We start from the raw sequence: 17,519 nt of genomic DNA on the forward strand, positions 1-17,519 counted from the left end.
AAGGGCATGTCAGCGCAGTGGTCGCAGGAATCGCCGGACCCGTCATCGGATCCCACGCCGGGAGGGATCGGCGGGCCGGGCGGGCAGGAAGGGCCGGGCGGGCAGGACACTTCGGTGACTCCGGGCACACCGGTGACGCCCGGCACACTGGACCCGCTGGTGGCCGCGACCCAGGCCACCAAAAGTCTGCACGGCCTGTCCACCGAGCTCACGGCCCGCGTACCGCAACTGCTGGAAGCCATGAGGTCGGTCGGGACCGGCCTTGAGCTGCACTCCACCCTGGACCGCATCTGCGAGACAGCGGCCGAACTCGCGGACGCCCGTTACGCGGCGATCGGCGTCGTGGACACGGAGGGCCGTGGGCTCTCGGACTTCGTCACTCACGGGATCGGCCCCGAGCCGGCCCGGAAGATCGGACACCGTCCGGACGGGAAGCGGGGCCTGCTCGGAGCGTTGATCTCGCATCCCGACACGGTGCGGCTCGCCGATCTGACGAAGGATCCGCGTGCGGAAGGTTTCCCGGTTCATCACCCGGCCATGACGACCTTCCTCGGTGTCCCGATCCGGGTACAGGGAGAGATCTTCGGCAATCTGTACCTCGCCGAGAAGCACGGCGGCGGCGAGTTCAACGACTACGACGTCCACATGGTCCGCGTGCTGGCCACCGAGGCGGGCATCGCCATCGGCAATGCCCGGCTGTACGAGGCCGCCACCCAGCGCGAGCGCTGGATCGACGGCTCGGTGGCCGTCACCACCGCCCTCCTGTCCGGCGGGGACGCCGACGACGCGCTCGCGGTGGTGGCCGAGCAGGCCCGCCGCCTGGCCGACTCCTCCGCGGGGATCGTCATGCTGCCGGCCGAGGAGGGTGGAATGGAGATCGTCGCCGTCTCGGCCGAAAACCCGGCCACCTCGCTCGGGGTGGTGATCCCGGCCGAGAGCCCGGTGGTCGGGCGACTCCTGCAGGGAGAGCCGGTCTTCGTGGACGACGCCTCGTCCGACCCCCGCACGGTCGGCAGGCTGACCAGCCAGTACGGCCCCTGCATGATGCTGCCCCTGCAAAGCGGCGGGCGGGTGCTGGGTGCGCTGGTCACCCCCCGGATCCGCGGCGAGCGCCCGTTCAGCGAGGCCGAGCGGACCTTGGCCACTCAGTTCGCCTCGCAGGCGGCGCTCGCGCTGATGATGGCCGAGGCGCAGCGCGACCGCGAGCGGCTCGCCGTGTTCGAGGACCGCGACCGGATCGCCCGCGACCTGCACGACCTTGTCATCCAGCGGCTGTTCGCCACCGGGTTGATGCTGGAGGGAGCCCAGCGCCGGTCCAACGTCCCCGAGGTCAGCGACGGCGTGGGCAAGGCCGTGGAAGAGCTGGACGTGACGATCCAGGAGATCCGCACTGCGATCTTCGCCCTTCAGCAGGGCCCGGCGGAAGCCCCGTCCGGACTGCGCACCCGGGTGCTGCGGGAGATCAACATGGCCGCCGTGCCCTTGGGCTTCAAGCCCGCGCACCGGTTCCTCGGCCCGATCGACGCGGTCGTCGGCGAGCTGGTGGGCAAGAACCTGATCGCTGCGCTGCGTGAGGCCCTGTCCAATGCCTTCCGGCATGCCGAGGCGTCCCGGATCGAGGTGCTCCTTGACTCCACCGTCACGCTCGCCGATGGGCGGCCCGGGGTCCGGCTGGAGGTCGCCGACGACGGAGTGGGCATCCCCGAGGGCGGCCGGCGCAGCGGGCTGCGCAATCTGCGCCGACGGGCCGAGTCGCTGGGCGGCGCCAGCTCGTACGGGCCGGGCATCGGCGAGGACGGCGGCGGGACCACCGTGGTGTGGGAGGCCCCGCTGTAGTTCGTCAGGGTCGCCGGTCTCGTCCGCTCTGTGCGCCTCGTCCGCCTCGTGCGTCCCGTCCGCCTCGTGCGTCCCGTGCGCGCCGTGCGCGCCGTGCGGGTCTTCCGGGTCGTCCGGTCAGGAGTGCTGCTGCTGGGCGAGGCGTTCGGCCAGAATGCGCTCGATGACGAGGGCGACCCCGTCCTCGTTGTTGGCGACCGTTCGGCCGGACGCCGCCGCGATCACATCCGGATGGGCGTTGCCCATCGCGTACGAGGTACCCGCCCAGCTGAGCATCTCCACGTCGTTCGGCATGTCCCCGAAGGCGACGACCTCCGCGGGGGAGATGCCCCGCTCGGCGCAGCACAGCGCCAGCGTGCTGGCCTTGGAGACGCCATGCCCGCTGATCTCCAGCAAGGACGTGGGACTGGAGCGGGTGATCGACGCGTACTCGCCTGCGGCGGACCGGGCGAGCGTCAGGAACTCGTCCGGGGCGAGCTCGGCGTGGTGCGCCAGCAGCTTGAGCACCGGTGCGTCGGTTTCGTCCGTGTCCTCGTGCAGCAGCTTCTCGGCGGTGGCGAGCCTGGCCCCCGGGTCCTTGAAGAACGGCGGGTACGCCGGCTCGTAGTTGATGCCGGTGGTCAGCTCGACTGCGAAGGACGTGCCGGGTGCCGCGGTCCGCAGGGCATCGACGACGGCGAGCGCGGCGGCCCGGGGGAGCGCCCTGACCTGGACGAACTCCCGTCCGGCATGCAGGTCGACGACCGCTGCGCCGTTCGCGCAGATCGCGAGGCCGTGGCCGTGGACATGGTCGCTGACCACATCCATCCAGCGGGCCGGGCGTCCCGTGACGAAGAAGACCTCGATCCCGGCCTCCTCGGCGGCGGCGAGTGCGGCGACGGTGCGCGGCGAGACGGACTTGTCGTCGCGCAGCAGGGTGCCGTCGAGGTCGGTGGCGATGAGCCGGGGCATGGGGGTTGGCCCGTCCGGGCACTGGGGAGCCGAGGTCACGGCTCCATCTTCGCCCATGGGCCGGGGCCGTCTGGACCAAGGTCGGGGATGGCAGTCTCCTCGGGCGATGTTTCACGTGAAACGGCCCGTGTTTCACGTGAAACATCGGCTCGCCGTAGGCTCGACACATGAGTCTGCGCCTGAGCACGGTGATCCTTCCGGTACGTCGATGGCACGAGGGAGGCCGCGACCAGTGGCTCCGGGCTGAGCAGCTTGGCTTCCACACCGCCTACACCTACGACCATCTGTCATGGCGTACCTTCCGCGACGGCCCGTGGTTCGGTGCGCTGCCCACCCTGACCGCGGCGGCCACGGCCACCGAACGGCTGCGCCTGGGCACGCTCGTCACCTCGCCGAACTTCCGCCACCCGGTGACCCTCGCGAAGGAACTCATCAGCCTGGACGACATCTCCGGCGGACGCGTCACCTTGGGCATCGGCGCCGGCGGCAACGGCTTCGACGCCACCGCGCTGGGCCAGGAGGCCTGGTCCCCGCGCGAGCGCGCCGACCGGCTCGCCGAGTTCGTGCCGCTGCTGGACCAGTTGCTGACCGAGAACTCCGTGAGCCACGAGGGCACCTTCTACTCCGCCGAGGAGGCCCGCAACATCCCCGGCTGTGTGCAGCGGCCGCGGCTGCCGTTCGCGGTCGCCGCCACCGGACCGCGCGGCCTGCGGCTCGCCGCCCGCCACGGTCAGGCCTGGGTGACCACGGGTGACCCGAAGCTCTTCGAGGAGGGCACGCCGGAGCAGTCGCTGGCGGCCCTGCGAGGGCAGCTCGACAAACTCGGCAAGGCCTTCGAGGAGATCGGGCGGGATTCCGAGTCCATGGAGAAGATCCTGCTGACCGGCTTCACGCCCGAGGCCAACACCGTGCTGGAGTCCCTGGACGCGTTCGTCGACTTCGCGGGCCGGCACCGTGAGCTGGGCTTCACCGAGCTGGTGATCCACGCGCCGATCCCGGACTCCGATTTCGCCGCCGACGAGGCCGTCTTCGAGAAGATCGCCACCGAGGCCCTGGCCCAGTTGGGCGGCTGAACCGGTCGGTGGTCGCCGCTCCTCGCAGGAGCGGCGACCACCGGTGGCGGGCTCAAGCCGTCAGCTGCGAGACCAGGCGCTCGGCCGCAGGCAGGAGCCAGTCGGGCACGGCGTCCTCGGGCTGTGCCCGGACCTCGTCGATCAGCGCGGAGACGCGGGCGACGCCCGCCTCCGCGTGGCCGCGCTCCTGCTCCGTCCACGCGGCGTTGTTCAGGCACTGGAACCGGTCGTGCAGGTGATCCGGGCCGAGCAACGCATAGGTCCCGGCGGCCCGGTCCCACAGCTCGATCTCCTCCAGGCGAAGGGCCTCGATCTCGGCATCGCTCAGCGGCTTGGCCGGGACGGGTCCGTCGTCGGCCTCGGCCGCGGCGTCGTCGAGGTCCTCGTCGTCCGTCTCCGTGTTCGTGCTGACGTACCGGTCGAGCACCTGCGCCAGCTGGTGCCATGTCTGGGCGAGTTCGGCCCGCAGTTCGGGGACTCCGGGCTCGGCGGTCAAGGCGGCCTCCAAGACCTCGGCGGCCTCGTCCATCCGGCCCCGGGCCCCTTCGACGGCTGCGGTGGTGGCCCCCTCGCGCAGTCCCAGCCAGGCCAGGGAGCGCAGAACGCGCACCTCGGCGACGGGGGCCCCGCCCGTCAGGCGGTGCAGCTCCAGGGCCCGCTCGTAGGCGGCGGCCGCCTCCACGGCCAGACCCGCGTCGGCCAGGCTGTCGGCGGCCGACTGCGCGAGGCTCGCCTGCGGGCGCGGATCCTCCCAGTCCCTGGCCACTTCCGCCGCCAGCAGGTACTGCTCCGCCGCCGGCCGGGGCTCGTTCAGCCTGCGCAGCAGATCGCCCAGGAACTCCCGTACCGACACTGCCTGCTGGTCGCCGTGCTCCAGCAGATCCGGCAGCGCCGACTGCAGGACTTCCGCCGCCTCGGCCGCCCGGCCCTCCTGCGCGTACGCCCGGGCCAACAGCAGCCGTGCCTGCGCACCGCCGTCGGCGGTGAGACCGGCCTGGTCGAACCAGTGGGCCCCCGCCAGGGCGTGCTCCGCGGCCTCGGTCACCGCGTCACCCCGCCGCAGCAGGATGTCCGCGAGCGTCAGCCGTACGACGCCCTGTGCTTCGGCATCGATCAGCTCGGCGGCGTGCTCCAGTCCGGTGCGCGCCGCCTCCTCCGCCTCCTCGGGGCGGTCCAGCGACATCAGCACGCCCGCCCGCAGCACCAGCGGATCCACGGCCTGCCACGGCCGGCCGGCCGAGACCGCCCGCTCGGCGGACGTCGCCAGCAGCGGCACGGCCCGCTCCGGGTCGCCCTGTGCCAGAGCAACCCGGCCCAGCATCTCCTCGGCCTCCGCCACCAAGTCCGCCGCCGTGCCCGCGTAGGCGGCGACGAAGGCGGTCAGTTCGGCGACGAGCTCACCGTGGCCGTGCTCCTGGTCCGAATCGTGGCGGTCGTGCCGGTGCTTGTCCGGTCCGGCTGCCTCGACCGAGCGCAGGTACGACTCCACCCGGATCGCCGACAGCTCCGCGAGCGCGATCCGCCGGGCCCGCAGCGGTTCCGTGGCGTCCAGTGCCTCGGCGGCCCGCACGGCGGCCCGCAGTCCTTCCCGGATCTCCGCGGGCGCGGCTCCGGATTGTGCGGCCACGCCGGCAAGCCGCAGTTGCGCGAGCGCCGCGCGCTCCGCCAGGCCGAGCGCCCGGTAGTCGTCGCGGACGGCAGCCAGCAGCGCCGGCGCGTCCTCTGCCCCGCGCCGCGCGGCGGCCAGGGCCTGCTGGTCCGCGAGATCGGCGCGGACCAGGGGATCGGGCTCCGGCTGCGCGTCCATCCGTACGGCCACCTCGGCCCACAGCGCGTCCGCCCCCGGGTGACCCAGGTGCCGGGCACCCCGGGCCCGGTCCACCAGGTCGGTGAAGTCGGTGGACGTCCACGCCGGTCCGGGCCGGGCGGGGACGGGGCCTGCCGGGATGCCGACGCCGGTGGCGGTCTGCGGCAGCCGGGGACTGCGCACGCCCAGCGGCAGATCGCCCTCCAGCGGCTCCCGGCCGACCCGCGCGAGGAACCGGTCCGAGATCCGGGTCGTGCCGTTGCGCCGGTCGAACTGCCGGGCGATGTCGAGGGAGCCCGCGTAGAGGACCTCGTACAGCTCGGAGACGGTGCGAGGGATTCCCTCGTAGGGGACGGCGGGGACCGCGCCGTGCCCCAGCTCCTTCAGACGGCGCAGCAGGACGAGGATGCCGCCGTGGAAGGCCAGCCGGTCGTCGAGGTTGGCGAGAGGGGCCACGTGGGCGGCGTGCTCCGCCAGGATCTCCAGCCCACGCGATTCGTTGCCGGTGAGCGCGCAGAATTCGATGTGCTTGCCGACCGACGGCAGCAGGCTCTCGTTGCCGCGGGCCATGCGGTAGCCGCGCAGATGGTTCGAGCGAGCCTCCTCGGCCCTTCCGAGCCGCAGCAGGGGCAGCAGCGAGGCGGCGAGCAACCGGTGGGGCTCCTCGGCGCAGGTCATCTCACCCGCGAGCACCGGCCTCCACAGCTCCAGGGCCTCGGCGTCGTCGCCCTGCAGGGCGACGTACTGGCCCTGGCCGTTGAGCTCGCAGGCCCGGCAGTCGCTCATGTCGTCGCGCTCCGCCGCCAGCCAGCGCCGGAAGGCCCGCTCGGCGCGCTCGTCATCGCCGATGGCATGGGCGAGCCACAGCTCGGCCTCGCGGACGGGCCGCTCGCTGTAGCCGGCGATCCGGTAGCGGCGCTCCATCTCGTCCAGCCAGCCGACGGCCGATTCCAACGGGATCCCGGGAGAATCCGAGATGGCCGTGGACACCCACTTGAACTGCCAGAACAGCGAGTGCGCGTCCCATCCGGAGAAGGCACCCGGATCCTTGTCGTACTCCTGCAGCAGCCGGGCGAAGGGCACCAGGATCTTCGGTGACTCGGAGCTGTAGAGATACGCGTTGATCAGATTGTCGAGGGCTTCGCGGAACAGGGCCCGGTCGCCGTTCGCCTCCGCCGCACCGGCCAGGGCCTCTGCGTGCGCGTTGCGGGCGGCGCCGTTCGGTGCTTCGCGGTTCTCCGCCAGGCCCCGCACGATCTCCTCGCGCGTCAGCGTCGTCACTTCTGGTCCTCCTGCGCATCGTCCTGCGCATCGCGGGCTTCGGTGGGGTGCGTCGCCCATTCCAGGAGTCCGAGGAACGCCCGGTTGAGCAGGGTGGAGTCGGCGGGGCGCAGCGGTCGTTGGGACATCAACAGGGCCTGCCCGTAGAGCGATTCGACGGCGGTACCCGTCAGCGCCTCGTCGGGAAGGGCGGAGATCCGCCGGATCAGCGGGTTGTTGTGGTTGAGGACCAGGCGGGCGCGTGGCGCGGAGCCCCGCAGCGCGCCGAGGATGCCGCTCCACAGGGAGTCGGCGCTCTCCAGTGCCGCGGTCCGGTCGCGTTCCTGGCGGGCCTGGCGGTCGTCGAGGTAGAGCGCGGGAACGGCGACGGGCTGGAAGGCGCGCAGCACCACGTCGCAGCCCTGGGGTTCCAGGCGGGTGCGCGCGGTGGCCAGGAAGGGGGCGAGTTCCAGTTCCGCGGCCGTCGGCACGGGGTCGAGCCGCTCGGTGACGGCTCCGGCGTCCAGTTCGGTGACCTTGAGCTCCGGCCGTACGGCGGGCAGCAGGGCCAGCAGGTCCGCGTCGTAGGTGTAGCCGGCGTTGATGACACCGAGACCGTGGGCCGCGGCGATCGGCGCGATCTGGCGGAACTCCTCGACGGTGCGGGTGAAGTGGATGTCCGTGTGGGCGGCCGCGAACTCCTGCAGGCTCACCGAGCCGTCGCTGGTCTCGAACGGCAGCCACGGCAGCATCAGCCCGAGCAGCTCGGGGTCGTGCCGGGCCATGGACTTCACACCGAGGTGGTGGACGCCCAGGAAGGCGGCCAGGCGGTCCGGCTCGCTCGCCGCGAGCTCGGCGAGCCAGCCGCGCACGCGGGCACCGAGGGCGTCCCGTACGGCGGCGAGGGTCTCGTCGTCGTACAGGTTCTCGCGCGAGGCGGTGGGCCGCAGAGTGTCCGTGTCGAGGACCGCGCGGACGAAGAACGCCCAGTCCGGCAAAAGGTTGTCCGCCCGGTCGGTCAGCAGCATCCCCTTGAGGTGGACGCGGTGCCCGGCCCGGTGGGCGGGGCTGGTCGGCTCGGGCAGGACGTACGCCACTCCGCGCACGCCGGCGACCGGCAGGTCGAGGTCGATGCTGTCGAGGGGGGTGAATCCGAAGAGCTGTGCGCAGTGTCCGGCGAGCGCGACGCGGCGGGCCTCGGGGGTGGGGAAGGGCCGGTCCCACACCGCGGGCCGGTCGGTGACGGGGCGGGGCTCGCCGCCCTCGCCGTCGTCAAAGGTGATGGCGTACGGCAGCAGGGAGCCGTAGTCGCGGGCCAGTTCCTCGACCTTGGCCGGGACGGTCCACTGCGAGGCACCCGGGCGGGCCTCCAGGACGACGGTGGTGCCGGGCTCCGGGCGTGCCTCGTGGGGAAGTTCGCGGACGGTGTACGAACCGTCGTCCATGGCCAGCCATTCGACCGGCGCCGCCAGGGGGTCGCGGGCGGAGCGGGTGACGACCCGGATCTGGCCGGAAGCGGTGGGAGGCGGCCGCGCGCAGCAGGTCGTCTATCTCCACCCAGCCCTGGGGGTCGAGCACCAGTCCGATCCGTTCCGGCTGGTGGCGCAGGTGTTTCGAGACGTATTTCGACACCTTCACGGTGCGTTTTTCATCCATGCCCCCAGCGTGCCCGGTCGGGCCGGCTTCGGGCGGGGATTTTCGGTGCGGCCCACCGTCGGAGACCCCTATCGCTCTTCCAAGATGCGGAATATATTTTCCACTGCCAATTCTGTTCAGGGGGAGAAACCATGACAGCCCAGACCTCTCTGTCGCGCCGTGCGGCTGCCGAACTGATCGGTACCGCCGGACTGCTCGTGGTCGTGATCGGTTCCGGACTCCAGGCCGCCCAGCTCAGCCGCGACACCGGTGTCGCTCTCATCGCCAACTCGTTCGCGTCGGCGATCGGTCTCGGGCTGATCATCACCCTCTTCGGGCCGCTGTCCGGCGCCCACCTCAATCCGGTGGTCACCCTCACGTCCTGGTGGGCGAGGCGCCGCGGCGGCAACGGGGTCGGCGGCGCGGAGGCGCTCGTCTACACCGCGGCCCAGGTCGCGGGCGCCGTCGGCGGCGCCTTCCTCGCGGAAGCGATGTTCGGCCGAACCCCGGGCACCTTCGCCACCCAGGTGCGCGACGGCAGCCACCTGCTCCTCGGCGAGGTGGTCGCCACCGCCGGTCTCGTCCTCGTGATCCAGGGCCTCGACCGCATCGGGCGCCCCCGGCTCATCCCGGCGGCGGTCGCGGCCTACATCGCGGCCGCCATCTGGTTCACCTCTTCCGGCTCCTTCGCCAACCCGGCCGGCACCATCGGGCGCAGCTTCAGCGACTCCTTCACCGGTATCGCCCCCGAGTCGCTGCCCGGATTCGTCGCCGCCCAGCTGATCGGCGGGGTGCTGGGCCTGGCGCTGGCCGCCCTCCTCTACGGATCCATGACCAGGGCCGGGACCGGAGCTGAGACCGAGACCGGGGTCGAGTCCGGGGCCGGGACCGGCCGGCCCACGGAGCCGGCGCCGGTCGCAACGGCCGTCCCGGCGGCCCTGTCCGAGAACGGTCCGGCGGACGGTGCGAGCCCCGCCAAGGCGGCGTACGAGACCATTGGCTGAGACACCGTCTCAGTTGCCCACAGGTAAAGGGGACTTTTCCACAGCCGTTTGGGCGGGTTTTGACGGCAAACGCGTGATCCGCCCTGTGGAACCTGTGGACTAAGCCCGACCCGGCGTCACCGGTCGCCGCGCGCAACCGGCCACCCGGCGCAAGCCGTCGCCCGGACGCCATCGGTCATCCTGGCGCCATCGGTCACCCCGGCGTCACCGGTCGCCCCGGCGCTACCGGCCACCCCGGCGCGCCAGATCGTTCATCGTCCGGGCCTGGAGCTCCCGCTCCGTGGCGGCCCGCACGAACTCCGCCACGTGGTCGGCGCCCACCAGCTCCTGCACCGCCCGTACCGTCCCGGCCGGCAGAGTCACCGGCGAGGGACCCGCCGGCTTCGGTGCGCCGACTGCTCCCAGGTGGCGCTGCAGGTGCCGGGTCGCGAAGAGTCGCATCGCCCGCGCCAGCTCCGCGTCCACCGTCTGCTGGGCCAGCGGCCGCAGCCGCCGCACCATCGTCGCCGCCTCGGCCGCGTCCGCGTCCGTGGGCGGCACCTGCCCGAGGTAGCGCGCGAAGACGTGCTCGGTGGTGAACTCCAGGAACCGCGAGGCGATGTGCTCGACCTGCCCGCGCAGCTCCCGCAGGTGCCCGGTGATGGCCGACAGCGGCACCCCGGCCGCGTACAGCTCGGCGGCCACCGCCAGTTCCTGAGGGGACGGCACCAGGAACTGGTCCGGGCGCCCGGGGATCCGCTCCAGCACTCCCAGGTCGCACGCCTCGTTCACCGCGTCGTCGTCCGGCCGGCCGCCGAACCGCTCGTTCAGCTCCTCCCGGCTGATCCGGGCCGCTTCCTCGTCGGTCCACGGCCCGTGCACCTCGGCGACCAGGCCCAGCACGCCGCCCAGCCCGCGCCCCGCGTCCCAGGCCTCCAGCAGTTCCTTGATGGAGGCCAGGGTGTAGCCGCGGTCCAGCAGGTCCGCGATCTGGCGCAGCCGCGCGAGATGCGTGTCCCGGTACACGTTGGAGCGGCCCCGCCGCTCCGGCTTTGGCAGCAGACCGCGATCCTGGTACGCACGGATCGTGCGCACCGTCGCCCCGCTGTGGTGCGCCAGATCCTCGATCCGGTACTCGGCTACCGCCTGATCGGACAATCCCGGCTCCCTACGACATCGCGGCTCGGCCGACCGGGCCCGCCGCGGCCCGGGCGCCAGGTGAAGCCGCAAGGTACTCGACCGCCCTGCGCAGCGAGCCCTCCTGCGAGGGATGGTACGACCGCCGAAAGTAGCAGGGTATGGCCGCGGCGAGCTCTCTCCATGGGGGCAGCAGGCCCTTGGCCACCGGCCGGTTGTGCGCGTGCGCCCGGCCCGGTCGAGCCCCTCGGCGCGCAGCACCCAGTCCCCGAGGACCGCCGTGAACGGGCTCGATCGCGGCGACCAGCGCGAGCCGGAAGCGGAGCCACTCCAGCGACGTGCAGCGGGGCGCTCTTCCAGCCGAAGGCCACCCGGCGCGGGCTGATCGGGTACGGGGTCCCGCTCACAGCCGGGGCTCCAGCCTGGCGAGGCGCCGCAGAGCGTTCGGGGCGTAGCGGGACATCCACAGCGCGCCCTTGGATTCCGGGGTCACCGGTACGACGGCCTCATTGCGCACCACGGCCCGCAGGATCGCGTCGGCGACCTTCTCCGGCGGGAAGTTGCGCAGCCCGTACAGCCGTGAGGAGCGTTCCTGGCGGCGCTTCTCCTCGGCCTCGTCCACCCCGGCGAAGCGCGAGGTGGACGTGATGTTCGTGTTGACGATGCCGGGGCAGATCGCGGAGACGCCGATGGACTTCGAGGCCAGCTCCGCGCGCAGGCACTCCGACAGCATCAGCACCGCTGCCTTCGAGGTGCTGTATGCGGGCAGGGTCCTGGAGGGCAGATAGGCCGCGGCAGAGGCGGTGTTGACGATGTGGCCGCCTTGGCCGCGCTCGGCCATCTGCTTCCCGAAGATCCGGCAGCCGTGGATGACGCCCCACAGATTGACGTCGAGGACCTTCTTCCAGTCCTCGGCGCTGGTGTCGAGGAAGGCGCCGGACAGGCCGATCCCGGCGTTGTTGACCAGGACGTCCACGATCCCGTACTCGGAGGCGACCTTCACCGCGAGCTTCTCCATCGCCTGCTCGTCGCTGACGTCCACGCATTCGGCCCACGCCTCGGAGGCGCCGACGAGCCGGGCCATGTCGGCCGTGCGCGCCGCGCCTTCGGCGTCGCGGTCGACGGCCACCACCCGGGCCCCGGCCTCGGCGAAGGCGAAGACGGTGGCCCGGCCGATGCCGCTGGCCGCGCCCGTGACCAGGACCAGCTGGCCGCCGAAGCGGTCGGCGTACTTGCCCGGGGCCTTCTGTCCTGGCGCCCGCGTGGCAGGCTCCTCCCGGTCGGTGACGAACTCAGTGATCCAGGCGGCCAGCTGGTCGGGCCGGGTCCGGGGCACCCAGTGCTTGGCGGGCAGGGTCCGCCGCAGCAGCTCCGGGGCCCACCGCTCCAGGCCGTCGTAGAGCCGCTCGGACAGGAAGGCGTCCCCGGTCGCGGTGATCAGCTGCACCGGCACGTGGGCGTACGCGTCGGGGCGCGGCCGGCGCAGCCGAGGCCGCACGTTGTCGCGGTAGAGCCAGGCGCCGTGCGCCGCGTCCGAGGGCAGCGAGGCCGTCGGGTAGGAGCCCGCCGGCACATTCTCGATGCGCTGGAGCATCGCGGGCCACCGCTTGCCGAGGGGCCCGCGCCAGGCGAGCTCCGGCAGCACCGGGGTGTGCAGCAGGTAGACGTACCAGGACTTCGCGCCCTGGCCGAGGAGCTGCGCCGCCGCGCGCGGGGTGGGCCGCGCCATCCGCTTTTTGATCCAGTGCCCGAAGTGGTCGAGGGAGGGGCCCGACATCGAGGTGAAGGAGGCGATCCGCCCCTCGGTACGGCCGACCGTCGCGAACTCCCAGCCCTGTACGGAGCCCCAGTCGTGGCCGACCAGGTGCACGGGCCGGTCGGGGCTGACCGCGTCCGCCACCGCCAGGAAGTCGTCGGTCAGCTTCTCCAGGGTGAAGCCCCCGCGCAGCGGCTGCGGCGCGGTGGAGCGCCCGTGGCCGCGGACGTCGTAGAGCACCACGTGGAAGCGGGTCGCAAGCCGCTCGGCGACCTCCGACCAGACCTCCTTGCTGTCCGGGTAGCCGTGCACCAGCAGCACGGTCGGGCGGTCCGCCTCGCCGAGCTCGACGACGCACAGCTCGACGCCCCCGGTGCTCACCCAGCGCTCGCGCGCACCCGCCAACCCCGCCGCTCCCGCTCCGCTCACGTCGCTCATGTCGCTCATGCTGCCTTCTCCTCCGCCCAGCGCCGCACGTGCGGCAGGTCGTCGTCCAGCCAGAACGCGCTCTCCTCGGGGTCCCGGGAGTCGGTGACGACCAGGATCTCCTCGAACTTCGCGCCGGTGCCCCGGAATCCCAGGTGCGGTTCCACCGCCCACAGTCCGGGCTGCGGGGGGTGATCGGAGAAGTGGTACGGGCTCCACAGCGGGGACCAGCCCTCGCGGTGCCCGTGCAGGACGTCACTGGCCAGCCCCTTGAGGGACTGGGTGCCGAACCCGAACGCGGTCGGCGACCAGCGGCGCTCCTTGACCCGGTCGATCTTGTGCGCGATCACGCCGAAGGGGTAGGCGCGGTGCCGGTTGGCGTACCCCTGCCGGTTCATCAGCCGCTCGACGTTCTCGTAGATCTCGCGCAACGAGCGGCCCTCCCGCACCTGCTCCAGGATCAGTACTCGGTGTGCCTGAAGGTCGGACATGAGCCGGTCCTGCACCGGATTCAGCCCGAGGCTGCCCGAATAGCCGATGTCGGCCGCGTAGCCCTTGAAAACCGGCGCCATGTCGAGGATGAACGGCATACCCGGCTCCAGCTTCCGGTTGGTCGGGAAGAACTGCAGCGGAATCCTGAAGTTCGCGAAGGCGGTGCGGTCCCCGAACCAGGCGAAGGGCAGGTGGAACCAGTCCCGCACTCCCCGGTCGCGCAGCCACTCGCGCTGCATGCGCGCGGCCTCGCGCTCGGTCACTCCGGGCCGCAGCTGGGCCGCCACCGCCTCGGCGCACTCGTACGAGAGGCGTTGAACCTCTCTGAACCCGCTCAGGTCGGCGCAGAGCCGTCCGGAGAGTCGCGCAGTGCGTTGCTTGGTGTCCCCAGCCATCAGCCCGTCCATCCGTGTAGCCGTACGCGCCCGTAACTTGACACTGATGAATGTGACAATGACCGGAGATCACGTCAAGGGCCGTGCACAGACCTGTGGACGAACTTGTCCGGGCCACATCAGCCTCCAGTACGGGCATGTACGCCTGAAGGCGGAGACCGGAGCCAGCTCAAGGTCTGACGCTTCGCGAGAGCCGCGCCACTAACGTCGACCCCGTGACTGTCATCGCGACCGAAAGCCTGAGCAAGCGGTACCCCCGAGTGACCGCCCTCGACCGGCTCTCCCTTGACATCGGGCCTGGTGTGACCGGCCTCGTAGGTGCCAACGGAGCCGGCAAGTCCACGCTGATCAAAATTCTGCTGGGACTGTCCCCCGCCACCGAGGGCAGCGCCGCCGTACTCGGCCTCGACGTCCATACGCATGGCAGTGCCATCCGTGAACGCGTCGGCTACATGCCCGAGCACGACTGCCTGCCACCCGACGTCTCCGCCACGGAGTTCGTCGTCCACATGGCGCGCATGTCCGGACTGCCGCCGACCGCGGCCCGGGAGCGCACCGCCGACACCCTGCGCCACGTCGGGCTGTACGAGGAGCGCTACCGCCCCATCGGCGGCTACTCCACCGGCATGAAGCAGCGCGTCAAGCTCGCCCAGGCGCTGGTCCACGACCCGCAACTGGTTCTGCTCGACGAGCCGACCAACGGCCTGGACCCGGTCGGCCGCGACGAGATGCTCGGCCTGATCCGCCGCATCTACACGGACTTCGGCATCTCCGTCCTGGTCACCTCCCACCTCCTCGGCGAGCTGGAGCGGACCTGCGACCACGTGGTGGTCGTCGACGGCGGCAAGCTGCTGCGCTCCAGCTCGACCAGCGACTTCACCCAGATCACCACGACCCTCGCGGTCGAGGTCACCGACTCCGACACCCACCCGGACGGCACCGCCGCCCTGCGCAAGGCGCTCACCGAGGCGGGCGTCACCCTGCACGCGGGTGCCGAGCAGGGCCTGCCCGGCGCCGGTCACATCCTCCTCGTGGAGGCCACCGGCGAGGACGCGTACGACACCGTCCGCGACACCGTCGCCGACCTGGGCCTCGGCCTGGTCCGCATGGAGCAGCGCCGTCACCACATCGCGGAGGTCTTCCGCGACAACGACCAGCCCTCGTACCCCGTCCAGCAGAAGGGAGCCGGTTCCGATGGCGCCTGACACCTCGACCCAGATCCACAACATCGGCTACCGGTCCTACGACGGACCCCGGCTCGGCCGCGCCTACGCCCGCAAGTCGCTGTTCTCGCAGTCGCTGCGCGGCGCCTACGGACTGGGCCGCTCCGCCAAGTCCAAGGTCCTCCCGATGATCCTCTTCGCGGTGATGTGCGTCCCCGCAGTGATCATCGTGGCGGTCGCCATCGCGGTGCCGGGCTCCACCGACCTGCCGATCAAGTACACGACGTACGCCCTGACCACACAGGTGATCATCGGCCTCTTCCTCGCCTCCCAGGCACCGCAGTCCGTCTCGCGCGACCTGCGCTTCAAGACGGTGCCGCTCTACTTCTCGCGGCCCATCGAACGCGTCGACTACGTGGTGGCCAAGTACGCGGCCATGGCCTCGGCCCTGTTCATCCTCACCGCGACCCCGCTGCTGATCATGTGGATCGGCTCGCTCCTGGCGAAGTTCGACTTCGCCGACCAGACCGAGGGATTCGGGCAGGGACTCGTGTCGGTTCTTCTGCTGTCACTGCTGTTCGCCGGACTCGGCCTGGTGATGGCCGCGCTCACCCCGCGCCGCGGGTTCGGCGTCGCCGCGATCATCGCGGTGCTCCTGATCCCCTACGGCGCGGTGACCGCCGTCCAGGGGATCGCCTACAGCACCGGGAACACCGGAGCCATCGACTGGATGGGCCTGTTCTCCCCGATCACCCTGATCGACGGCATGCAGACCGCGTTCCTCGACGCGACGTCCGCCTTCCCCGGCGGAGAGGGTCCCTCGGCCGGCATCGGCTTCGTCTACGTGCTCGTCATCCTCGGCCTCATCGTCGGCTCTTACGCCGCCCTGATGGCCCGCTACCGGAAGGCCGGGCTGTGACCACCATCGACATCGACCACACCTCCCGCTGGTTCGGGAACGTCGTCGCCGTCAACGACGTGACCATGCGCATCGGTCCCGGCGTCACCGGACTGCTGGGCCCCAACGGCGCGGGCAAGTCCACACTCATCAACATGATGGGTGGCTTCCTCGCCCCCTCCACGGGCACCGTCACCCTCGACGGCGCGCCGATCTGGCGCAACGAGCAGATCTACAAGCAGGTCGGCGTCGTACCCGAGCGCGAGGCCATGTACGACTTCCTCACGGGCCGGGAGTTCGTCGTCGCCAACGCCGAGCTCCACGGCCTCGACGACGCGGCCGCGCAGCGGGCGCTCGCCACCGTCGAGATGGAGTACGCGCAGGACCGCAAGATCTCCACCTATTCCAAGGGCATGCGCCAGCGCGTGAAGATGGCGTCCGCCCTCGTCCACAACCCGTCCGTGCTGCTCCTCGACGAGCCGTTCAACGGCATGGACCCGCGCCAGCGCATGCAGCTGATGGACCTGCTGCGACGCATGGGCGACGAGGGCCGCACCGTCCTGTTCTCCTCCCACATCCTGGAGGAGGTCGAGCAGCTCGCCTCACACATCGAGGTGGTCGTCGCCGGCCGGCATGCCGCTTCCGGCGACTTCCGCAAGATCCGCCGCCTGATGACGGACCGCCCGCACCGCTACCTGGTCCGGTCCTCCGACGACCGGGCCCTCGCCGCGGCCCTGATCGCCGACCCCTCCACCGCCGGCATCGAGGTCGACCTGAAGGAGGGCGCGCTGCGCATCCAGGCCGTCGACTTCGGCCGCTTCACCGAGCTGCTGCCCCGTGTGGCCCGGGAGCACGGCATCCGGCTGCTGACGGTCTCGCCTTCCGACGAGTCCCTCGAGTCGGTCTTCTCCTACCTCGTCGCGGCCTGAAAGGAGCTGGCACCCATGTACGAACCCACCGTTGCCCGGCTCACCTACCGGGCCCTGCTCGGCCGGCGCCGCGCGCTGATCCTCTTCGCGCTGCCCGCACTGCTGATCGTCATCGCCCTCGCCGTCCGTGCCTTCACCGGCGTGGACGACAAGGTCGCCGCCGAGCTTCTCGGGGGCTTCGCCCTCGCCACGATGGTTCCGCTGATCGGCGTCATCGCCGGCACCGGTGCCATCGGCCCCGAGATCGACGACGGCTCGATCGTCTACCTGCTCGCCAAGCCGGTGAAGCGCCCGACGATCATCATGACGAAGCTGATCGTGGCGATCGCCGTCACCATGGCGTTCTCCGCGATCCCCACCCTGATCGCCGGATTCATCCTCAACGGCAATGGCCAGCAGATCGCCGTCGCCTACACGATCGCCGCGCTCGTCGCCTCGATCGCCTACAGCGCACTGTTCCTGTTGTTGGGCACCGTCAGCCGGCACGCGGTCGTCTTCGGCCTCGTCTACGCCCTGATCTGGGAGTCGCTCTTCGGCAGCCTGGTCTCCGGCGCCAAGACCCTCAGCGTCCAGCAGTGGTCCCTGGCCCTCGCCGAGAAGGTCGCCGGGAACGGGTACGTCGACGCCACCGTCGGCCTGCCCACCGCGGTGATCCTGCTCTGCGCGGTCACCGTCGGCGCCACTCTCTACGCAGGCCAGAAACTGCGTCGCCTCACGTTGGCCGGTGAGGAGTAGGTCGCCCGCAGCGCAGGGAAAACCGTGCCCCGCCCGGCCCACC

At 71.5% G+C, this 17,519-nt stretch carries 12 protein-coding genes and 3 pseudogenes; 7 read left to right on the forward strand and 8 right to left on the reverse strand.

The features are described 5' to 3' along the window. Positions 1-6 precede the first annotated feature (6 nt). Entirely contained in the window at positions 7-1,836 is a 1,830-nt protein-coding gene (locus ACWGIF_RS07595) for a GAF domain-containing sensor histidine kinase (protein ID WP_453492523.1), read from the forward strand. Between the two features lie 117 nt (positions 1,837-1,953). On the opposite strand, the gene ACWGIF_RS07600 is transcribed toward ACWGIF_RS07595, so the two are convergent. After that, positions 1,954-2,844 (reverse strand): Cof-type HAD-IIB family hydrolase, encoded by an 891-nt coding sequence (locus ACWGIF_RS07600; RefSeq protein ID WP_453492526.1) that lies wholly within the window; start codon positions 2,842-2,844, stop codon positions 1,954-1,956. A 110-nt stretch (positions 2,845-2,954) separates the two neighbouring features. Between ACWGIF_RS07600 and ACWGIF_RS07605 the strand changes: the two genes are divergently transcribed. After that, a complete protein-coding gene (locus tag ACWGIF_RS07605) occupies positions 2,955-3,860 on the forward strand; it encodes an LLM class flavin-dependent oxidoreductase (protein WP_453492529.1) in 906 nt (301 codons plus the stop codon). Positions 3,861-3,912: 52 nt separating this feature from the next. On the opposite strand, the gene ACWGIF_RS07610 is transcribed toward ACWGIF_RS07605, so the two are convergent. The 3 genes and pseudogenes from ACWGIF_RS07610 to ACWGIF_RS07620 form a co-directional block, all read right to left on the reverse strand. After that, positions 3,913-6,948: a tetratricopeptide repeat protein gene (locus ACWGIF_RS07610; RefSeq protein WP_453492532.1), complete on the reverse strand. Its 3,036-nt coding sequence runs from the start codon at positions 6,946-6,948 to the stop codon at positions 3,913-3,915. After that, positions 6,945-8,435, reverse strand: a pseudogene (locus ACWGIF_RS07615) (HSP90 family protein); the annotation flags it as partial. The gene ACWGIF_RS07610 and the pseudogene ACWGIF_RS07615, both read right to left, overlap by 4 nt. 4 nt (positions 8,436-8,439) lie before the next feature. After that, a pseudogene (locus ACWGIF_RS07620) lies at positions 8,440-8,583 on the reverse strand (RNA 2'-phosphotransferase); the annotation flags it as partial. A gap of 131 nt (positions 8,584-8,714) precedes the next feature. Between ACWGIF_RS07620 and ACWGIF_RS07625 the strand changes: the two are divergent. Further along, entirely contained in the window at positions 8,715-9,566 is an 852-nt protein-coding gene (locus ACWGIF_RS07625; protein WP_453492535.1) for an aquaporin, read from the forward strand. Between the two features lie 222 nt (positions 9,567-9,788). Here the strand turns inward: ACWGIF_RS07625 and ACWGIF_RS07630 are convergent, their stop codons facing one another. The 4 genes and pseudogenes from ACWGIF_RS07630 to ACWGIF_RS07645 form a co-directional block, all read right to left on the reverse strand. After that, complete coding sequence (locus ACWGIF_RS07630) at positions 9,789-10,703, reverse strand: MerR family transcriptional regulator (protein WP_453492538.1); 915 nt, start codon at positions 10,701-10,703, stop codon at positions 9,789-9,791. Between the two features lie 10 nt (positions 10,704-10,713). Further along, positions 10,714-11,013: pseudogene (locus tag ACWGIF_RS07635) on the reverse strand (hypothetical protein); the annotation flags it as partial. Positions 11,014-11,085: 72 nt separating this feature from the next. Next, on the reverse strand, positions 11,086-12,885 hold the full coding sequence (locus tag ACWGIF_RS07640) for an SDR family oxidoreductase (RefSeq protein ID WP_453492541.1): 1,800 nt from the start codon (positions 12,883-12,885) through the stop codon (positions 11,086-11,088). After that, positions 12,882-13,751, reverse strand: a complete 870-nt coding sequence (locus tag ACWGIF_RS07645; RefSeq protein ID WP_453492544.1) for a M24 family metallopeptidase — start codon at positions 13,749-13,751, stop codon at positions 12,882-12,884. Before ACWGIF_RS07645 ends, ACWGIF_RS07640 begins: the two co-directional genes overlap by 4 nt. 215 nt (positions 13,752-13,966) lie before the next feature. On the opposite strand from ACWGIF_RS07645, the gene ACWGIF_RS07650 reads away from it, so the two are divergent. The 4 genes from ACWGIF_RS07650 to ACWGIF_RS07665 are packed head-to-tail and all read left to right on the forward strand — an operon-like array spanning position 13,967 to position 17,476. Further along, positions 13,967-14,956: an ABC transporter ATP-binding protein gene (locus ACWGIF_RS07650; protein ID WP_453492547.1), complete on the forward strand. Its 990-nt coding sequence runs from the start codon at positions 13,967-13,969 to the stop codon at positions 14,954-14,956. Then, a complete protein-coding gene (locus tag ACWGIF_RS07655) occupies positions 14,946-15,833 on the forward strand; it encodes an ABC transporter permease (RefSeq protein WP_453492550.1) in 888 nt (295 codons plus the stop codon). The genes ACWGIF_RS07650 and ACWGIF_RS07655 overlap by 11 nt, the downstream gene beginning before the upstream one ends. After that, positions 15,830-16,741, forward strand: a complete 912-nt coding sequence (locus ACWGIF_RS07660) for an ABC transporter ATP-binding protein (RefSeq protein ID WP_453492553.1) — start codon at positions 15,830-15,832, stop codon at positions 16,739-16,741. Before ACWGIF_RS07655 ends, ACWGIF_RS07660 begins: the two co-directional genes overlap by 4 nt. Before the next feature lie 15 nt (positions 16,742-16,756). Next, a complete protein-coding gene (locus ACWGIF_RS07665; RefSeq protein ID WP_453492556.1) occupies positions 16,757-17,476 on the forward strand; it encodes an ABC transporter permease in 720 nt (239 codons plus the stop codon). Positions 17,477-17,519: the final 43 nt, after the last annotated feature.

The sequence above is a fragment of the Streptomyces sp. NPDC054849 genome, from assembly GCF_053610945.1.

Coding starts and splice junctions, on each gene's coding strand:
- ACWGIF_RS07595 (WP_453492523.1), top strand. CDS start 7: ATGTCAGCGCAGTGGTCGCAGGAATCGCCGGACCCGTCATCGGATCCC.
- ACWGIF_RS07600 (WP_453492526.1), bottom strand. CDS start 2,844: ATGGGCGAAGATGGAGCCGTGACCTCGGCTCCCCAGTGCCCGGACGGG.
- ACWGIF_RS07605 (WP_453492529.1), top strand. CDS start 2,955: ATGAGTCTGCGCCTGAGCACGGTGATCCTTCCGGTACGTCGATGGCAC.
- ACWGIF_RS07625 (WP_453492535.1), top strand. CDS start 8,715: ATGACAGCCCAGACCTCTCTGTCGCGCCGTGCGGCTGCCGAACTGATC.
- ACWGIF_RS07640 (WP_453492541.1), bottom strand. CDS start 12,885: ATGAGCGACATGAGCGACGTGAGCGGAGCGGGAGCGGCGGGGTTGGCG.
- ACWGIF_RS07645 (WP_453492544.1), bottom strand. CDS start 13,751: ATGGCTGGGGACACCAAGCAACGCACTGCGCGACTCTCCGGACGGCTC.
- ACWGIF_RS07655 (WP_453492550.1), top strand. CDS start 14,946: ATGGCGCCTGACACCTCGACCCAGATCCACAACATCGGCTACCGGTCC.
- ACWGIF_RS07665 (WP_453492556.1), top strand. CDS start 16,757: ATGTACGAACCCACCGTTGCCCGGCTCACCTACCGGGCCCTGCTCGGC.